Raw genomic sequence first — 21381 nt, forward strand, 5'->3', positions numbered from 1 at the left:
TGGTTAACATAATCACCATCCAGTTTTGTTAAAACTGAATGATACCAAGTGGATCAATTTTCAATTGGTGTTAGTGGATCATTTTTGCACTGGTGGTGACATAAAACTATATAAACATTGTATTAGTTAAATGTTTTTCACTATCTCTTTTACTAATTCTGGTCCTCGGTAAATAAATCCAGAATAAACTTGGACTAATTTTGCTCCTGCCTGCATTTTTTCTTTTGCTGCAATATAAGAGTCAATACCACCTACACCAATAATTGGGATCTCATCACCTAATTCTTTATATAACTGGCGAATAACCTCGGTACTACGAGATTGCAATGGTTTACCACTCAACCCACCCGTTTCATCCGCATTTTTCATGCCATCGACTAAACTACGATCTAAAGTAGTGTTGGTTGCAATCACACCATCAATTTTATGTTTTTTCAAAGAGTCACAAATTTGAATTAATTCATCGTCACTAAGATCCGGTGCAATTTTCAATGCAACTGGAACATATTTACCATGTTGCTTTTCAAGTTCAGCTTGTTTTTTCTTTAGTGCCGACAGTAATTCATCTAATGCTTCACCATATTGTAGAGAACGCAATCCTGGCGTATTTGGCGATGAAATATTGGCAGCAATATAACCAGCATGCGGATACACTTTTTCCATGCAGATTAAATAATCTTCTGTCCCTTTTTCGATTGGAGTATCTTTATTTTTTCCAATATTGATACCAATAATACCTTCATATTGTGCTTTTTTAACATTTTCAACTAGTTTATCGACACCTTCATTATTAAAGCCCATACGGTTGACAATACCTTCAGCTTCAATAATACGGAAGCAGCGAGGTTTATCATTACCAACTTGAGGGCGCGGTGTTACCGTCCCTACTTCAATAAATCCAAATCCCATCGCGCCAAAACCATCAATGGCCTCACCATTCTTATCCATACCAGCGGCTAACCCGACTGGATTTTTGAATGTTAATCCCATCACATCAACACTACGAATTGGTAAATCTTGACGAAAAAACACATCGAGCGGTGTGCCATTTAGGCGGCGAATATTTTTAATTGCAAATTCATGTGCAGTTTCAGCACTGAATTGAAATAAACCAGCTCTGGCAATACGATAAAGCATGTTTGCTCCCCAATAAGTCGATCCAAAAGAAAATGCCCCTGAAATTAGGGGCAAAGTATACCTTTGACACTTAAAATATACTAGCCGTAATCATTTACAATTATGACTGGTACATTCTATATAATCTTTAAAATCAAGGTATTAATAGATTCCGCATGAATATTACGTATTCGCTGCACAATTTAAGTTCAATAGCATCAATTCTCTTAAAGCTACTGAGAACTTAGCAAACTCATGAGCATTCCCGACTTTAAACTCATTCAAAATACTTTCCCACCTTCCCAGTGAGCCCTTATTAACATCAATCCACGAATTAAGTGACAGTGTGACATCTTTTATCTGTATATTTTGACCAGATCTAACCAAAACTTGCAAGGTTAGTTGGCGTTGCTGCCAATCAAGGTCTTCTCTAAAAGTTGCACGTGCTAAAGCCTGCCAATGGTTATCAATTGGCTGATTATTGATCTGCTCTAAGAACCAATGTAAAGACAAGCGGTCACCTAAGACAAAATACATGGAAGCTGTTTTATCAACATCTACACCCACTTCATTAGATACGGTAATAATATCTAATGCCGAATATAGGCTACTTAATCGTGATACGTTCATGGCTAAGGCTTTAGACACTCCAGCTTCAAGCCATGCTTTTGCTAATTCATCATGCTCTTTAATTTCTAAAGGGACTAAAAATTTATCTAACCCTTGTTCAACCGTATCAATACCTGATTGATACTTATCGACAATCTCACCAACCGTTAGTTTCGTCATTTGATTTCGAATCAGCCAACGTGAAGAACGTCTTAAATGACGACGGACTAACATTAATAGTTCATATTGAATGTTGGTCGTTGTCTTATTATCCAGAGACCGAATATCGTTAAACATTTGTTCTGCATTAAAAATGACTCGTGAAGCAACATAAGCATTAGCAATATCAACAATCGTTGCTCCGGTTTCATCTTGCAGGCGACTAACAAAATTACATCCCATCTCATTAACCATTTGATTAGCAAGAGACGTTGCAATTATTTCTTTGCGCAATGGGTGTGTTGGCATCTGCCCTTCATAGTTACGGCGTAACTCTTTAGGGAAGTACTTAATCAACAGTTGGGCATTATGCGCTTCATTCGCTATCTCATCACACGCAAGGTTTTCTTTAAGAACCATCTTTGAATAAGAAATAAGTACTGAAATTTCAGGCCGTGTCAGCCCTTTGCCATGTTTTTCACGCTCTAATAATGTCTCATCATCAGGGAGGTATTCAAGGTTACGGTCCAGTTTACCCATTTTTTCTAAAGCATGAATAAAACGAATAAGTTCTTTAACTTGTGTTGTTCCTTGTCTTTCTAGTACCGAGATGGATTCGGATTGACAATAAGCATCGTCAAGTACGATTTCACTGATCTCATCTTCCATACTATTTAAAATAACATTTCGTTGTTTAAAGGTGAGATCACCATTTGCCACAAGCCCATTTAAGAAGATCTTAATATTTACTTCGTTGTCAGAGCAATCTACCCCTCCAACATTATCTACAAAGTCAGTATTAACACGACCTCCAGTTAAGGCAAATTCAATACGACCTAATTGAGTCATCCCTAAATTACCGCCTTCACCAATAACTTTTGCTTTTAACTCCTTGCCATCAACTCGTAATGAATCATTAGCTCTGTCACCAACATCGGTATGACTTTCTTTTGATGATTTAACATACGTTCCAATCCCGCCATTCCACAACAAATCAACCTTCATTTTAAGGATCATGCTGATCAATTCTGTTGGAGTTAATGACTGTTTTTGCGTACCTATCATCTTTTGAATTTCAGGAGACAAAGTAATAGATTTCGCTCTTCTAGAGAAAACGCCACCACCTTGAGAAATCAACTTAGATTCATAATCTTCCCAGCTTGATCTTGGCAGATTAAATAACCGCTCTCTCTCTGGCCAACTTATTGCAGCATCAGGGTTTGGATCTATAAAAATATGCATATGGTTAAACGCCGCTTGTAGACGGATATGCTTAGATAACAACATTCCGTTTCCAAATACATCTCCCGCCATATCACCGATGCCAATACAGGTAAAATCTGTTGTTTGTATATCGATATTCATTTCACGGAAGTGACGTTTAACCGACTCCCAGCCACCTTTTGCAGTGATCCCCATCGCTTTATGGTCATAACCATTTGAACCACCAGAAGCAAAAGCATCATCAAGCCAGAAGTTATATTCAGCAGCCACTGAGTTGGCAATATCACTAAAGGTAGCCGTTCCTTTATCCGCAGCGACGACTAAATATGGATCATCAATATCATGGCGCACAACATTCACAGGAGGAACGACTTCTCCTTCAATGATGTTGTCGGAGACATCGAGTAAAGCTCGAATAAAGCGTTTATAACAACGTTGTCCCTCAGCAAAAATTTCATCGCGCGTTGTAAAGTTTTGCTGACGTTTACATACAAATCCCCCTTTAGCACCAACAGGAACGATCACGGTATTTTTAACTTGCTGTGCTTTTACTAAACCAAGAACTTCTGTTCTGAAATCTTCTTGACGGTCTGACCAACGCAACCCACCACGAGCAACTTTTCCTGCTCGTAAATGCACACCCTCAACATCTGGAGCATAAACAAATATCTCAAACTCTGGTACCGGTGCTGGAATTTCTGGGATCTTACGAGGGGTTAATTTCAAAGCCAGCCACGGTTTTGATTCACCATTTTGATCAACTTGATAATAATTGGTACGAATAGTTGCCAGCATCATTTCCATATAACGACGAATAATTCGGTCATCATCTAAGCTATCAACTTTATCTAGTTTAGCTTTGATTAATGTGACCAATTTGTCTTCGGCTTTAGATCGTGATTTCACTTTAGGATCAAAGCGTTTTTCAAATAAGTCGACCAATATTTGTGCTAATTCAGGATGATTGGATAACGTATCTTCAATATATTGTTGGCTAAATGGAAAGCCTACTTGACGCATATATCGTGCATAGCTACGTAGAATGGTTATTTCTCTGCCTGTTAAATTAGCCGATAATACTAGACGGTTAAAACCATCGCTTTCTAAATTACCATTCCAGATAGAAGCAAAGGCTTGTTGGAATCTCTCTCTGGCCTCACGGAGATCCACTTGATCTTTACTTTGATGCAGCATGGAAAAATCCAGGATCCAATATACCGTCCCGTCTGCTTTTTCGATCTCATAAGGCGATTCTCCGATCACTCGTAAACCTAAATTTTCTAGCATCGGCATAACATCGGATAAGTGGATCGGCTCATCTCTATGATAAAGCTTTAAACGGACAGCTTTTGAATCTTTAGTCGCTTCTTGAGGACGATAAAAAAGCATACCAAGTTTATTCGTTTCATTTAATGCTTCTAATTGTTCAACATCGGCAACTGCTGTACCTCCCGCTAAAGTGGCTTCTTTATAAGATCGAGGGAAGGCATCTTGATAAGCTTTCGATAATGCCGTTCCTTTGTTCTCACCAAAATTAGCAATCACCGCTTGTGTCAATCGATCATCCCAAGATGAAGAAGCTTCCATTAAATTTCTCTCTATCAATTTTACATCTATATCTTGATTATTATTATCTACTCTTACGATGTATTGTGTTCTAGCTAGTGGGCTTTCAGAAAAGTATGTTGTAAATTCAACATCTTGCTCACTACCAAAATACTCTTGGAAAATACTCTGAGTTTTAGTTCGTAATTCCGTGTTGTATCGCTCTTTAGTTACATAAACCATACAGCTATAAAAACGTCCAAATGGGTCTTTACGAACAAATAAGCGCAAGAGATCTCTATCTTGCATTTGAACAACCCCCATTCCAACTTCTAACAATTCGTCTTCTTTTGCCTGGAGCAACTCATCTCTTGGATAGTTTTCTAAAATATTATGTAAAGCTTTCCAGGAATACGATCCTTTAAGATAACCACTGGAATGGAGGATACGTGAAACTTTGTCACGAATAAGAGGAATATTTTCAACGCTTTGGTTATACACAGCTGAAGTATAAAGGCCAATAAACCGATGCTCACCGACTACCTTTCCATTTTCATCAAACTTCTTAATACCGACATAATCGGTGTAAGCTGGCCGATGAATAGTCGAGGCATGGCTGCCTTTAGTTAACATTAAGAGATCTGGTTTTTTCGCTTCTAATTTAGCTAAATCAGATAATGTAGAAAGACGAACGCTGCTTTGTATCCGCTGCTCTTGCTTTAATAAACCTAACGCCTCACCGTTAGATGGGACAAGTTCATAATCGCCATCTATTGGTAATAAGTCATATTCTTTATATCCCATAAAAGTAAAATTATGCTCTCCAAGCCAACGTAAGAAAGCAAAACCAGCATCTAAACGTTCAGGTTCTTCTGGGATATTTTTTCTTTGTTTTTCCGTCAGCTCAATCACCGAATTCAACTTCTCGCCCATTGGGAGCCAATCAGAAACAACAAGTTTAACATCTTGAATTACTGATAATAATTCGGTTTTCAAATCGGTCATACATTGCTTGTCGGTGAGACGATCTATTTCTATATGGAATAATGACTGCATCCCACCTTTGCCATTATTGATACCGCAGACCTGCCCTTTATTATATTCAATTTGAGTTGGGCCATTTGCCATAAGGTGGCTAGTAAGATCAAATCGTGACAATACCATTTTGATGGAATCAACTAAGAAAGCAGTGTCTGGTACTACAATTTCAATAATCGTATGTGTTGACTGCCAGCCTTGTCTACTCACTGTTGGATTAAATACGTGGACAGAAACTTGATCTTCTTTTTTACCAGACACATGCTGCCAAAGGCTCATAACTGCGCCATATAGATCTGATTCATTCCTTTGAAAAAGATCATCTTGTGAAATATTACTATAAATATGTTCAGCTAAATGAGTCACTAACTCTTGAGAAGGCGACTCTAATTTATCCTTAATTAGCTGATATACTTTTTCGAGTAAAACTGGAACAATTTTTTCACTAGATGTCATTTTTTAACTCCAATCATTGGATAGACAATTAACTTGGGATAGGCAAAACTCAATAACGATATTTTGGAATCCACACTCTTATTGTAAGAGGTTTATTGCTATAAAGTTAATTGTTTTAATGCCTACTCAATGGAATAAAAATTGGTTTTGTGAGATTGATTCACCTTCATACCTCTAAGTAATTAGAATATTTCATTATTAACCGCTAAAAAATAAAACTTAATCCAATTTTTATACTTAAACCAAAAAGGAAGATAAAAAAATGGCGACCTATTGGTCACCATTTTTTAACTTATAAACAACAATAGTAATATTATGCATCAAGTGCTTTATTGATTTTTTCAAACAAGTCTTTCGCTAAGTTATCCAATTTAGATAATTTTTCAAGTTCTGAGCGAATCAACTGCTGACGAACGCCATCGTACTGACGGTATTTCAATAAAGGATCAATCATACGTGATGCCACTTGAGGATTACTCTTGTTTAAAAATTCCAAAATTTCACTGGCAAAGCGATAACCAGAACCATCAATAGCGTGAAAATTTACAGGGTTATTATTAAAGAAAGCACCGACTAAGCTGCGAGTGCGGTTTGGGTTTTTCAAGCTAAATGCGGAATGCTCCATCGTTGCTTTAATAACATCTAAGGCATCTTTTGCTGGATTGGTTCCTTGTAACATAAACCATTTATCCATCACTAACCCATCATGGCTCCATCTACCACTAAACGTTGCCATTAACTTTTCACGACATTCTAATTGAGCTTGGTTTGCAGCTCCCATTGCCGCCATTGTATCAGTCATATTGTTTGCTAATTCAAATTGCTGACTAACCAATTTTTCACCTAACTCTGTTGTCGCAAGATAAGACAAACAAATATTACGAAGTGAACGTTGGCCAATTGCAGAATGTTCAATGGTATAGCTATCTTGCTTTAAACTATGGTACGTTGCGGTTAATTCATCAATTAACTCAGCAGCTAAGGTCTTCTTCATAAACCCAAGAGCAGCATTAATTGCATCCACATCAATTGGCTTGAACCAACCTGCCACTTCGTTTTGACTTGGTAATGTAAGCATTTCAGCAATAAAGGCAGGATCTAGTTCTTCACTTAAAATCACACCTCTAAATGCATCAATCACATTACTATTAAGTTCAAATGCCTGATTCGTCTGGTAAGCGGAAATATTATTACGTAAATATTTAGCAATTAGATTTTGTCCTGCATCCCAACGAGAAAATTCATTTCGTGCATTCACCATTAAGAACATTAAATCTTGATCTGAATAATCGTATTCCAGCTTCACCGGTGCAGAAAACTCTCGCAGTAACGAAATAATTGGTTGATCTGACACGTTTTCAAATTTGAAGATTTGTTTTTCTTGCTTAAAATCCAATACGTTATCACAAGCTTGACCGTCAGTTTGAAGTGAGAACACTTGGCCATTAGGCTGATATAGTTCGATATTCATTGGAATATGGAGTGCTTGTTTTTCAGGTTGATCTTGTGTCGGAGGCGTTTTCTGCTCAAGCTGTAATGTAAATACTTTAGTATCGGCATTATATTCAGTTGATGCTTTTACTGTTGGTGTACCTGACTGACTATACCATAATCGAAATTGTGTCAGATCCACACCTGAAGCATCTTCCATTGAAGCCACAAAATCATCGCATGTCGCAGCTGTACCATCATGACGTTTAATGTACAGTTTTATGCCTTTTTGGAAATTATCTTCACCTAGTAAAGTATGGATCATTCGGATCACTTCACTGCCCTTTTCATACACCGTCAAAGTATAGAAGTTATTCATTTCTATCACTTTATCAGGGCGAATTGGGTGTGACATTGGACTTGAGTCTTCAGCAAATTGTGGTCCGCGAATAGTGCGGACATTATTAATTCGGTTGACTGCACGTGATCCTAAATCCGATGAAAACTCCTGATCACGAAAAACGGTCAAACCTTCTTTTAAGCTTAACTGGAACCAGTCACGACATGTAATTCGATTCCCTGTCCAGTTATGAAAATATTCATGACCGATTACCGCTTCAATACCTAAATAATCTGTATCGGTGGCTGTTTGGTCATTGGCGAGAACATATTTTGAATTAAATACGTTTAAACCCTTATTCTCCATTGCGCCCATATTGAAGAAATCAACGGCAACAATCATATAAATATCAAGGTCATACTCTAAACCAAAGCGCTCTTCATCCCACTTCATGGCATTAATTAAAGATGTCATAGCATGAGGTGCTCTATCTAGATTCCCTTGATCAACAAAGATCTCAAGATCTACTTTTCGGCCAGATTGAGTGGTAAATACATCACGTAAAACATCGAACTCACCCGCTACTAATGCAAATAAATAAGAAGGCTTAGGATGAGGGTCTTGCCATTTAACCCAATGACGACCATTTTCTAAATCACCACTATCGAGACGATTTCCATTACTTAATAAATATGGATTCTCGACTTTATCAGCAATCACGGTTGTGGTGTATTTAGCTAAAACATCTGGACGATCTAGGAAATAAGTAATACGTCTAAAACCTTCAGCCTCACACTGAGTACAGAATGCTCCGCCAGATTTGTATAAACCTTCAAGAGCAGTATTTGCAGATGGATTTAATTTTGTTTCAATTGTTAATATGAACTCATTCGGTAGGCTATTAATAATCAATTGAGTTTCATTTAACTGGTAATCGGTCCAGTGAGTTTTATCAATTTTAATACTTACAAGTTCTATATGCTCGCCATCTAAAATCAGGCTATTTGATTGGCCCTGTTTGAACACTTTAGATACAGCAATAACCGTTGTATTCTCATCATAGAGATCAAAGGTTAGATCGAGTTCGGTGATAGTAAATTCAGGAGATGTATAATCTTTGCGATATTTTGCTTGAGGCAGTTGGCTCATTATTCTTCCCTTTTAATGATATCAATTCATCTAAAATAACAATCTAGATCGTAGGTACTATGACTAGATTTAGCCCACCATTCTTACATAATTGTTTGAAATTGCCCATATCACAAAGAGAAAAAGCTTAGTTAGAGAAGAATCGTAAAATATTTAATTAACATGATTTTAGCGCTGTGGCTTATCTTTTTGAAAAGCGATATACATGTCATCATCTGTGCTTGATAAAACGAGTTGCTTGGACTGAATCGAAAATTGGGAGCTTTGTTCACCATCTTTATAGATAAAGTAAATATTATTATCTTCAATATAATAGACACCTTCTCGATACTTAGTTTTACCATTATCAGTGATTGAATGTATGGAAAAATAAAAATTATGGTCAAGATTTAAATCAATATCAACAAGTTGGCTTGAAGTAACGTCTTTACCTGTAATTTGAGTGCTATGCCATTCTCCAGCCAAATTCATTGGCATGGTTTTTATGAACATGACGCCATTAAGCATGAGCTGACTTGGATTTACGTTATAAGAATAGATTTGTGGAGCTTGAGAATTTGGACCTAAAGTTAAAGTACCATCATCGGCAGTGAAATCTCCTTTCCACGTGTCTGTTGATAAATCTTTACGCTTAATTGCTATTGTAAATCGATAATTAGATTCAAGTTGTAAACGAATATACAAAAAGTCATCCGGCAACTCTTGCGCTGATGGATTGACCACATACCAACTACCAATTAAAAATGGATTTTCAAATAAAAACATATCCATTTTTTTAGGGGCTTCAACCGTGGTTGCACCTAAAGTCAAAGAACACAAAAGAATTAATGCACTTTTCCACATAAGCCAAGCACCTTCGTAGATATCATTATATCTAAAGTTTAGGCGATGTGACTTAACTCGCAAATCTGTTTTGAGGACAATTCAATTTTAGCAATAAAAAATAAAGCCATTAGCAGTACACTAATGGCTTTATTGATTTTATTATTTCTCAGAGAATTAACTAACGACTCATATCTGCAGTAATTGAGACAGCTTCGTCAAGATAAGCATCTGGTGCTTCATAATCTTTAGGAATATCATCTAACTTTTTAAACGCTGGTTTCCCCGCAGCTTTCTGACGCATGTTTATGCGTTCAAGTTTCAGTTGATCTTCTTTATCAGATTCTTGTTCACGGAATTTTTCATTAAGGGAAATCGTTGTATCATCTTTTTCAGCTTGATACTTCGCAATATCTTCGTTAATGAATTTAAATTCTAAATCACTCGCAATGCGTGTTTTATGCTGTTCAGTAAGTTTAGTAACTAAGGCTTGCTCATCTGTTACTTTAACTACTGGTTCATAATTTGCTTTTGCGATTTGATCCCAAGGTAATGCATTATCTTCAACACTTTCACCAGTATCTTCCGCTGCTATAGCCGCTGGAAAGGCAATATCTGGAGCTACTCCTTTACGTTGAGTACTACCACCACTAATTCGATAGAATTTTTGAATTGTGTATTGTACGAAACCTAATGGCTTATCAAAGTTATCATAAATGTGCGTTAGTGAACGATGCTGTTGAACCGTTCCTTTACCATACGAATTTTCACCTACAATGACAGCGCGATCATAATCTTGCATTGCTGCGGCAAAAATCTCAGAAGCAGATGCACTATATCGGTTTATCAATACCGTCATAGGGCCTTCGTAGTTTTCGATACCATCAGTATCACTATCTACATTCACTCGATCATAACTATCACGAACTTGAACCACTGGCCCTTTCGTGATGAATAAGCCCGATAGATCAATAGCCTCAGTCAGTGCACCGCCACCATTGTTGCGTAAATCGACAACAATACCATCGACTTTTTGTTTATTCAGATCGACCAATAGTTTGGCAGTATCTTTCGATAAACCAACATAAAAGCTTGGTACCTCAAGTACACCAATTGTTTTACCGTTTTGTTTGATAATTTTCGATTTTACCGCACGATCTTCTAAACGAATCTTATCTCTAACAATTGTGACAACGTGACTTTTTGCATTCTTACCCGCTGGTAATACTTGTAATTTAACCTTAGTTCCTTTTGGCCCTTTGATTAATTGCACAACGTCATCTAAACGCATGCCAATAATATCAACCATTTTTTTGCCATCTTGTCCTACAGCGATAATTTTATCACCTTCGGCCAATTGCTTAGAACTTGCGGCTGGCCCACCGGTTACTAATGAACGAATAGTTGTGTAATCATCATCCGACTGAAGCACTGCGCCAATACCTTCAAGGGAAAGGCTCATTTCAGCTTGAAATTCATCCGCAGATCGTGGTGATAAATAACTAGTATGAGGGTCAATTTGACGAGCAAATGCATTCATATAAATTTGGAATACATCTTCACTGTGTGCCTGAGTAATGCGTTTAATGGCATTATTATAGCGCTTAGTGAGTAATTCTTTAATTTCAGGCCATTTCTTACCTGTTAATTTCAAATTTAGTGCATCGTACTTAACACGTTGACGCCAGAGTTCATCAACATCTTTTTCGCTCTTTGGCCATTCGGCTTTCGAGCGATCTAATTCCATTCTTTCATCGGTATCAAACTTGATCTCATGATCTAGTAGTGTCAATGCATAAGAAAACCGCTCGTATCGACGCTTCATTGATAAATTAAACATATCAAAAGCAGCCGTTGTATCACCAGACTTTAACTGATCATCAATTTCTGTTTCGAATGGTTTAAAACTATCAATATCAGATTGGGTAAACACATTGCGACTGTAATCAATAGATTCGAGGTAGCGATCAAAAATGCCTTTTGAAAAAGCATCATCAAGTTTGAAATGTTTGTAATGAGAGCGAGTAAAACGAGAAGCAACTCGTTGACTGGCAATAGCATGCTGAGCTTCAGGAGTAAGAACCGGAATTTGTGACTCTTTAATCTTAGCTTCAGCGGCCAATGTTGAGTTTGCTGTTAGCACAAGGCTAACAGCAAGTAGTGATACTTTTAATCGGAAATTCATGCGTAGGATTATCCCCTTTATACGCGTAAGTGCTCCGCTTTCACGACCATTTGTAAGCCGTTAGCAAGGCGAACACGTACATCATCCTTGTTAATTTCGACAATAGTTGCAGCCATATTGCCTTGACCCATATTCACATTAATATCTTTACCAAGAACAATTTCATCAGATTTCAATTCACGTGTTTCAACTACCGCGGGTTTTACCGCTTTAGGTTTGGCATCGGCTTTTGGTTTTGAATCTGTTTTAGGTTTACGTGGCGCTTTAGGTTTTACTTTAGCTGCTCTTTCTTCACGGTTTTTATCCGCTTGCTCTTTACGACGAGCTTGAACGCGAGCCTTACTTTCTGCTAGTGCTGTTTTTGCATGTTCAACATGTTCAGCATCTAATTCACCACACGCATTACCATCAAGGTCAACACGTTCTGCACCTAGTTTTACACCATGAAGATAACGCCAAGATGATGTGTATTGACGTAATGCCGCACGTAATTGAGTTTTGCTAACTTTTTCATCATCACTCAAGCGTTCAGCAAGATCTTGGAAAATACCAATTTTAAGAGGCTTAGCTTCTCCTTCAAGGGTAAAGCATAGTGGGAAACGTTCAGCAATATATACAATCACTTCTTTGCTGTTTTTTAACTTTTCAGTGTTTTCCATGGGGGGTCCTGGTTAATGCGGGAAATTTTCCGCACGGGTGTTCATAAAAATATTTTAGCTATTATAGAGAGATGGAAATGAAAAACCACCAACACATGCAAATTATCGTGGTGAAATATGTGTTTGGAGGACAATTTCTACTTGTTTCATCAATTCCAACAGCCCTTTTTCGTCCTCTTCATCAAATCGGTTAAATTCTGGGCTATCAATATCCAACACACCAATGATTTCATTATTAATCGAAAATGGTATCACTATTTCTGAATTACTATTTGCATCACAAGCGATATGCCCTGCAAACGCATGAACATCCGACACTCTTTGTACCCTATTTTCTGACACAGCAGTACCACATACGCCACGACCAACAGGAATACGAACACACGCAGGGTTACCTTGGAAGGGACCTAAAACTAATTCATTTTCTTTTAGTAAATAGAAACCAACCCAATTGATAGATTCCAGTTCCATATTCAATATAGAACTAATATTAGCTAAGTTAGCTATAAGATCCGTTTCTGACTCAATCAACGCGACAACCTGTGCAGTTAAACGCGAGTACAACTTATTCGACATGCTCTACTTCCATATTTTGGCTAATTACGTACAATGCAAACTTCGCAAATGGGAATCATTATCACTCATGAATAATAATTATCAATCTATGATTAACCAGTCTTGGCTTATTACTCAAGTAAAAAATCATAAACGTAAACTTATTGCTGCAAATATAATCGCCGTTATCGCAACGATGCTTAGTGTCCCTATTCCATTATTAATGCCTTTAATGGTCGATGAGGTTTTACTCAACAAGCCATCAACTGGTATTGAAGTAATGAACCATGTCCTTCCTCAATCATTGCACACTCCTGTAGGTTACATTGGATTGGCTTTTTTAATGATTGTCTTGATGCGTACCGCTAGCCAGTTACTAAATATTTTACAAAGCCGTCAATTTACTTTGGTATCAAAAACCGTTACTTATCAAATTAGAAGCAAAATGATCGATAAGCTTGGTTTAATCAGCATCCAGCAATACGAGACTCGTGGTAGTGGCAGTATCAACTCTCATTTAGTTACAGACATAGAGACCATAGATAAGTTCATTGGTACAACATTAAGTAAATTCGTTATCAGTTTTCTTACCGTATTAGGTACCGCTTGCGTCTTACTCTGGCTAGACTGGCGATTGGGTTTATTTATATTATTTATCAACCCGTTAGTTATTTATTTTTCTAGAAAACTCGGCGGTAAAGTTAAGCATTTAAAGCAAAAAGAAAATAAATCATTTGAGCGTTTTCAAAATCGACTAATTGAAGTATTAGATGGCATCTATCAATTACGAGCCGCTAATAAAGAATCATTATACTTACAAGAACTCAAACAGCAGGCTAATCAGATCCGCGAAGATGCTGATAAATTTGCATGGCAATCAGAAGCTGCAGGCCGACTTTCTTTTCTATTATTCTTGCTTGGTTTTGAACTCTTTAGAGCCGTTGCAATGTTAATGGTTGTCTTCAGTGATCTTACTATTGGTCAAATTTTTGCTGTATTTGGATATTTATGGTTTATGCTAGGCCCTGTACAAGAATTATTATCAGTACAGTTTTCCTGGTATAGCGCCAAAGCAGCTCTTCAGCGAATTAACGACTTACTTATACTAGAAGAAGAATATCGACCTGCCGCAAAGGTCAATCCGTTTAATCAATCCTCTTCCTTAGAAATTCATATCCAAGATGTCGAATTCTCCTATAATCACGATCAAAAGATATTAGATAAGCTTACTCTAACCATACCCGCAGGAAAAAAAGTTGCATTGGTAGGCGCCAGTGGCGGTGGAAAATCAACACTTATACAATTACTTATTGGTGTTTACCGTGCTCAAAGTGGTATGATTTTATTCAATAAAACAAATAGTGACGATATTGGTTTTAAAGAAATCAGAGACCAAATTGCGGTAGTGCTACAAAACCCTGTTTTATTTAATGATACTTTAAGGCAAAATCTAACACTTGGAAGTGAATATAGTGACCATGATTTATGGCAAGCGCTCAAGATGGCGCAGTTGGATGATGTAATTAGTCAGTTATCTGATGGCTTAAACACTTTAATTGGTCGGCAAGGGGTTCGTTTATCTGGCGGGCAAAGGCAACGACTTTCAATTGCTAGAATGTTGCTAACCAACCCAAAATTTGTCATTTTAGACGAAGCAACATCAGCATTAGATACTGCCACTGAATCTAGGCTTCACATGGCAATGGACACTTTTTTAACGGGGCGGACTACCCTAATTGTAGCCCATCGACTATCTGCAATTAAGCAAGCGGATCTCATTTATGTATTGGAAGATGGTCAAGTAATACAGGCAGGTACTCATGGTGAACTACTACATCAACAAGGGCTATATCAGACACTCTATGGCGCAGCAAATATTGAACGTAATCAAGCAATCAACTCAACGACTGAAGAATTGTCACATTCTGAGTCTAGCTATTACCGTTAAGGTCCAGCTTTGAATACCGAACAACCTGATAACCCGCCGCCCTCATCAAAAGCTGATAGTTCAGTTCGATCGATTCAAATAGATCAAGCTCAAATCATTTGCCCGACCTGTGAAATAAAAATCACAACTAGTGGCATCCCTAAGAAAAAAAACGCCCACTGCCCAAGGTGTAATACTCAACTTTATCGTGGCAATCAACATCTCTTGAAGAATGATTTATTCCTCGCGATTAGTGGTTTATTATTTTTTATTCCATGCCTATTTTTCCCATTTGTGACAATTCGTCTTTTCAACATTAATTTTTCAGCTAATTTATTCAGTGGCTCATATGTATTGATGAAAGAAACATCCATCATTTTAGGTTTTGTGGTTTTATTCTGTAGTATTCTAACGCCGCTTATCGTATTCGGGTCGGTAATTACCGCTCATTGGGGATTAAAGCATCAGAATTTTTCCGTATTCAAGTATTCTTTATTGATATTTCAACGGCTGAAACATTGGATGATGCTAGATGTATTTCTGCTAGGTATTGCTATCGCTTTCTTTAAATTAAGCGAATACGCAACTATCAATCCACAACTGGGATTAGCTTGTATTTTTCTTACTCAAATTGTTACTATTTTTTTATTATCTCGAATGAGTGTGCGTCGTTATTGGCACAAATGGAAACCAGCAAGCCAATTTAAATTTAAAAAAGTCGATAGTCACTGCCGACATTGTCATTTATCCCAACCAGAAGCAGATTCATGCCAACGTTGTGGCTTTACTATTCACAAAAGAAAACCTAATTCGATACAGAAAACATGGGCTTACCTAATTACTGCGAGTATTTTAATCTTCCCTGCAAACATGCTCCTTATTTCTATTTTTTATAGTAACGGTAAACGCTTTGAAGACACCATATTCTCTGGTGTTATTTCATTCATTGATAGTGGTATGCCATTAATTGGGTTAATTATTTTCATCGCAAGTATTGCCGTTCCCATAGCTAAAATAGCGGGTTTAATTTACATACTAACTAGTATCCAATTAAAATCAGTTACCCACTATACTCGTAGAATGAAAATCTACTTATTTGTTAAATGGATAGGGAAATGGTCCATACTAGATTTATATGTTATTGCGATCACTATAGCTTTAGTGGATCGCGATCAAATTCTTGATTTCTCACCTGGCCCGGCAGCTATTGCCTTTGCCGGTGTTGTTGTACTCACCATGCTGGCAGCGGAAAGTTTAGACCCAAGATTAATCTGGGATAACTACCCTACTAATAAAGAGAAGAATGAACTTACAGATGAATAATGAGCAAGCGCCAATAGATAAAGTCACAATAAAAAGTGAACCTAAAATTTCACCGTTATGGATTCTTCCGTTGATCGCACTCTGCCTTGCAGGTTGGTTAGGTTATAAAACCTATTCAAAAATGGGTGAGCGTATTCAGATTCACTTCTCTGATGCACAAGGGTTAGTTGAAGGGAGAACAACGATACGTTATCAAGGGCTAGAGGTCGGAATTGTCAAAAAAATCAGCCTATCCGATGATTTAAAAGATATTTATGTCACGGCTGATATTTACCCTAAAGCAAGTAAATTATTGTCTAAGCATACTCGTTTTTGGTTAGTAAAACCTCAGGCAAGCTTAAGTGGAATAACGGGTCTTGACGCTTTAGTATCTGGTAACTACATTGCCATTGACCCTAACAACCATGAACTAAAGGATTCTTCTAAACACTTTTCAACTAATTACACAGCCTTTAAAGAAGAACCGATGGATCTCCGTAGCCAAAATGGATTTAACCTCACTCTTACCTCAAAAGATTTAGGCTCCATCACTGTCGGTTCTAAAATTATGTACCGTAAGATCCCAATAGGAGAAGTGACAAACTTCACGCTCGCTAAAGATTCAAATTCGGTCAAAATCCAAATTTCTATCCAGAAAAAATACTCCCATATTATCAACTCAGACAGCCGATTTTGGAATGTAAGCGGTATCAGTGCCAATCTAGGTTTTAATGGTGTTGATGTTCAGTTAGAAAGCCTAAATGCATTATTGACTGGCGGTATTGCCGTTGACTCTCCACAAGATGGCAACAAAATAAAGCCTGATACTAATTTTAATTTATATTCAAATATTAAGACAGCAGGACGTGGTACTCGTATAACAATGGTATTACCTGATGACAGTAAAGTGTCTGCTAATTCCCCTATCATGTATAAAGGCATCGAAATAGGTCAAATTACGGATGTAAAACTATCTGAAGATAAGAAGTCAGTTATCGCTTCAGCGGCAATTCAACCTGCATTTAATGATGTATTAAATCAAGGTTCTCAGTTTGTCTTAGAAGAAGCTAAGCTCTCATTAACTGAAATGGAAAATGTCTCTAATCTAGTTACTGGTAATTTTCTAACTTTGGTTCCCGGTATTGGTATAAAAACACGTCAGTTCAGTGTTATTCGTAAAAATGATTTATTACGAACCAAGCGCCTTACAACAGCAATAACATTGATCTCAGATGACACATACGGATTAGAAACTGGAACCCAAATTCTTTATAAAGGTATACCTGTAGGTACGGTTAGTAATATTTCTTTACGTAACGATAAGGTAGTTTTTGATGCCCAAGTTAGCTCTAAATATGCTCAGCTAGTGAAATCTCAAAGCCGTTTTTTTGTAAGCGGTAGTGTTGATGCTCAGATTAGTGGAATGGGCCTTAGTGTCACCATGCCTCCTGTTAAGAGACTGTTAGCTGGCTCTATTAGCTTTGATAGTCGTGGCGATCAAAAGATCAATAGTCAATATCAACTCTATGCTAGCGAATCATTAGCCGAATTAGCAAAATATGAAACATTCGGCTCAACAAGCTTGACCTTGTTTGCCCCTTCACTTCCACCAGTATCCAAAGGCAGTCCTATTCTTTACCGCAATCTTCAGGTCGGTAAAGTCTCAAACTTTAAGCTAGTTGATGGTGGTGTGAAAATATTTATTCGCATCGAAAACCGCTACCAGCATCTACTTACGGCAAATACCGTATTTTGGAATTATTCAGGTATTAAAGTGGATGCAAGCTTAAGCGGCATAAATGTGACCGCGTCACCTTTGGCGTCATTAATAAAAGGCGGGATAGCTTTCGATTCAATAAAGGGAATCGAAAACAAATTAAATAAAAACTGGATACTCTACGATGACTATAAATCTGCTCGCCAGTTTGGACGTCAAATCACCTTAATAGCGAAAGAAAATAGCAATGTAAAGCCTGGGATGCCAATCAAATACCAAGGAGTTCCGGTAGGCGAAATAACTCTTGTCCGCCCTGATTTCAAGCTTAATAATGTGGATATTACAGCTCGAATATTCCCAGAATATGTATCAAATATTGCCAGACAAGGCAGCCAATTTTGGGTGGTTAGTCCTGAAATAAGTCTAAATGGTGCTAAAAATATGGATTCACTGTTAGCGCCTTACTTACAAGTAATGCCATCAACAAATACTACAGCAAGCTACAAATTTATTTTAGAACCACAACGACAAATGCAACCAGGAACAACTTTTTATCTACAAAGTTTAGCGAAAAGTTCATTGAAGGTTGGCACCCCTATTTTGTATCGTGATTTTGAAGTTGGCCGAGTTACTCATATAGAACTTGGTGATTTAGCTGATAGGGTCATTACAACAATCGAGATCAATAAAAAATACGCTTATTTAATTCGTAAGAATTCCGTCTTCTGGGATGTATCTGGTGTGAATGTTAGCATTGGATTAACGGGGGCAAATGTAAAAGCCGGTACTGTAGATAGTATCTTACGTGGAGGTATTACCTTTGCTACCCCAGAGGGAGAAGACTTAAAACCTAAAGCGGATCCTAAAACAACTTTTTTGCTTAATAAAGAATCTCAACCAGAATGGTTAACTTGGCAAAAAGCTATTCCACGTTCATAGTGGAATATTTATTAATAGCGTAACCTTTAAAATACAGCTTAAATGAGCTGTATTTTCTTTTAATACAAAATAACATTCATTCTTCTTAAACTAAATACTGAGGCTACTTTGCATCCTAACGTTAAACTTCCAACTGAATTTTTATCTTTAATCGAATCGACTATGCCGCCTCATTTAAGCATGGATGAGTTTATCTCCGCATGTCAACGACCTTTACGTCGTAGTATTAGAGTAAACACACTCAAAATTTCAGTATCCGATTTCTTAATATTGGCAAAAAAGAAGCTATGGTCATTAGAGATCATACCTTGGTGTGAGCTGGGATTTTGGCTCGAGCGTGAAGATGAAACCGTTCCTCTAGGCAATACCGCAGAGCACCTATCTGGCTTGTTCTACATTCAAGAAGCCAGCTCAATGCTTCCTGTTACCGCCCTATTAGATAATAATGACAATATTAATGTTGTGCTAGACATGGCAGCTGCACCTGGTTCAAAAACCACTCAAATTGCCGCTGCAATGCAAAACAACGGAGCCCTAGTTGCAAATGAATATTCAGCAAGTAGAGTGAAAATTCTTAGCGCTAACCTGCAACGTTGTGGTATCCATAATACGGCACTCACTAACTTCGATGCACGCGTATTCGGAGCATGGTTACCAGAGCAGTTTGATACTATTTTACTTGATGCCCCATGCTCTGGTGAAGGATCAGTCCGTAAAGATGCCGATGCTATGAGTAATTGGAGCATATCGTCCATTATTGAAATAGCCCAAACACAAAAAGATCTCATTGAGAGTGCTTTTCATGCGTTAAAACCTAATGGTGTTTTAGTCTACTCTACTTGCACTTTGAATCGGCAAGAAAACCAAGACGTTTGTCACCATCTGAAAAATACTTTCGGTGATGCAGTGGAGTTTCAACCACTTGGACATTTATTTGAACACGCAGAGAAATCAATGACAGCTGAAGGATTTCTTCACGTCTACCCTCAGATATTTGACAGCGAAGGTTTTTTTGTCGCTAGAATAAAGAAAATAGCTTCAGTTCCGCCTCTAGAAGTAAATAAGCGTTTAGGCAAATTTCCATTTGAAAAAGCCCCACTGAAACTCATAGAACAAATTCAGAATTCACTAGCGGAAACGCTATCCCTATCCATTCCAGACAGCAGTGAAATATGGATCAGAGATAAAGAGGTATGGTTATTTCCAAGCGCTATGACGCACATGATTGGAGAGCTTCGCTTCAGTAGGATTGGAATAAAACTGGCTGAAATTTTAAAAGCAGCAAAGAAATCATCTCAACTATTTCGTTGGCAGCATGAGGCTGTCATGGCTCTTTCCAAACCAGATAATGATTTGCTAGTTGAACTAACAATCGAAGAGGCTCGAGAGTGGTTTATGGGCCGAGATATTCGCCCTATCCAAATTGGAACAGGAGAAGTGATCGTCAGCTTTGAAAATAAAATTATTGGCCTGGGTAAATGGGTTGGAAATAGAATTAAAAATGGTTTACCTCGAGAATTAGTACGAGATAAGAATTTATTTTAAACACATCTTCTATACTGCTTAAATCAAAATACGAGCACTAACTCTTTAATCGCTATTTATTGAAAAAAAATGGCATTCAACGCTTAGTTAAATGCCATTTAATCAATCCAATAATGTTATGACTACACGATCAAATTGTTAGATTTCGAAACGAATACCGACACTGTAAAAGTTCTCGTCAGCATCACCACCGAAGCCATTTGTACGAGGACCAACAGTTTCACCAGTGGCATAGCCATTTTTACCATTACGTAATTCGTAAGTAGTGTAAATAGAAGACATTGTCGTTAGTTTATACTGCACTTCAAATGTAGTGTCTTTTAACTCTAGTTCATCACCATCATCATTATTTAGATTACGGTAGCCGGCACGAAATGCCCAATCGTCATTAAAGTCATATACAGCTGTGAATTCCACTACTTTATCAGTGCTGGTTGCATTACCATAAATACCATCGACTTCATCTTGAGAGTACAAAGCGCCTAACATTAATTGATTTAAGTAATAACGCGTGCCTACACCCCAAAATTGATATTCTGAATCAGGATTAATATTTGAATCTGTCACCACCAGTGCAAAAATGATCCACTAACACCAATTGAAAATTGATCCACTTGGTATCATTCAGTTTTAACAAAACTGGATGGTGATTATGTTAACCAA

11 protein-coding genes and 1 pseudogene are annotated in these 21381 nt (G+C 37.5%); 4 read left to right on the forward strand and 8 right to left on the reverse strand.

The genetic code is table 11. The annotated features are described in order from the left end of the window. Positions 1–126: 126 nt before the first annotated feature. The 7 genes from pyrD to HC725_RS15720 all read right to left on the reverse strand — a co-directional run bounded on the left by pyrD (position 127) and on the right by HC725_RS15720 (position 13309). Positions 127–1137: a quinone-dependent dihydroorotate dehydrogenase gene (gene pyrD, locus HC725_RS15690; protein WP_190332805.1), complete on the reverse strand. Its 1011-nt coding sequence runs from the start codon at positions 1135–1137 to the stop codon at positions 127–129. A gap of 162 nt (positions 1138–1299) precedes the next feature. Further along, a complete protein-coding gene (locus HC725_RS15695) occupies positions 1300–6147 on the reverse strand; it encodes an NAD-glutamate dehydrogenase (RefSeq protein ID WP_190332806.1) in 4848 nt (1615 codons plus the stop codon). 313 nt (positions 6148–6460) lie between these two features. Further along, positions 6461–9067 (reverse strand): aminopeptidase N, encoded by a 2607-nt coding sequence (pepN, locus tag HC725_RS15700; RefSeq protein WP_190332807.1) that lies wholly within the window; start codon positions 9065–9067, stop codon positions 6461–6463. A 168-nt stretch (positions 9068–9235) separates the two neighbouring features. Beyond that, positions 9236–9910, reverse strand: a complete 675-nt coding sequence (locus HC725_RS15705) for a lipocalin family protein (RefSeq protein WP_190332808.1) — start codon at positions 9908–9910, stop codon at positions 9236–9238. A 160-nt stretch (positions 9911–10070) separates the two neighbouring features. After that, positions 10071–12074 (reverse strand): carboxy terminal-processing peptidase, encoded by a 2004-nt coding sequence (gene prc / locus HC725_RS15710; protein WP_190332809.1) that lies wholly within the window; start codon positions 12072–12074, stop codon positions 10071–10073. 17 nt (positions 12075–12091) lie between these two features. Next, on the reverse strand, positions 12092–12733 hold the full coding sequence (gene proQ, locus HC725_RS15715; RefSeq protein ID WP_190332810.1) for an RNA chaperone ProQ: 642 nt from the start codon (positions 12731–12733) through the stop codon (positions 12092–12094). Positions 12734–12835: 102 nt separating this feature from the next. Then, positions 12836–13309 carry a GAF domain-containing protein gene (locus tag HC725_RS15720; protein WP_190332811.1) on the reverse strand — a complete coding sequence of 158 codons (474 nt, stop codon included), beginning with the start codon at positions 13307–13309 and terminating at the stop codon, positions 12836–12838. Between the two features lie 88 nt (positions 13310–13397). Between HC725_RS15720 and HC725_RS15725 the strand changes: the two genes are divergently transcribed. From HC725_RS15725 to rsmF, 4 genes are all read left to right on the forward strand, one after another. After that, the gene (locus tag HC725_RS15725; RefSeq protein ID WP_446751379.1) at positions 13398–15236 is read left to right on the forward strand and encodes an ABC transporter ATP-binding protein; all 1839 of its coding nucleotides are present in this window, start codon (positions 13398–13400) and stop codon (positions 15234–15236) included. A 72-nt stretch (positions 15237–15308) separates the two neighbouring features. Continuing rightward, positions 15309–16538 (forward strand): PqiA/YebS family transporter subunit, encoded by a 1230-nt coding sequence (locus HC725_RS15730; protein WP_446751380.1) that lies wholly within the window; start codon positions 15309–15311, stop codon positions 16536–16538. Continuing rightward, a complete protein-coding gene (locus tag HC725_RS15735; RefSeq protein ID WP_190332814.1) occupies positions 16519–19173 on the forward strand; it encodes an MlaD family protein in 2655 nt (884 codons plus the stop codon). Before HC725_RS15730 ends, HC725_RS15735 begins: the two co-directional genes overlap by 20 nt. 108 nt (positions 19174–19281) lie before the next feature. Then, positions 19282–20718 carry a 16S rRNA (cytosine(1407)-C(5))-methyltransferase RsmF gene (rsmF, locus tag HC725_RS15740; protein WP_190332815.1) on the forward strand — a complete coding sequence of 479 codons (1437 nt, stop codon included), beginning with the start codon at positions 19282–19284 and terminating at the stop codon, positions 20716–20718. A 138-nt stretch (positions 20719–20856) separates the two neighbouring features. Here rsmF and HC725_RS15745 read toward each other — a convergent pair. Beyond that, positions 20857–21261: pseudogene (locus HC725_RS15745) on the reverse strand (porin); the annotation flags it as partial. Positions 21262–21381: the final 120 nt, after the last annotated feature.

The sequence above is a fragment of the Vibrio sp. S17_S38 genome (assembly GCF_014694375.1).
In the GTDB taxonomy this organism is placed as follows: domain Bacteria; phylum Pseudomonadota; class Gammaproteobacteria; order Enterobacterales; family Vibrionaceae; genus Vibrio.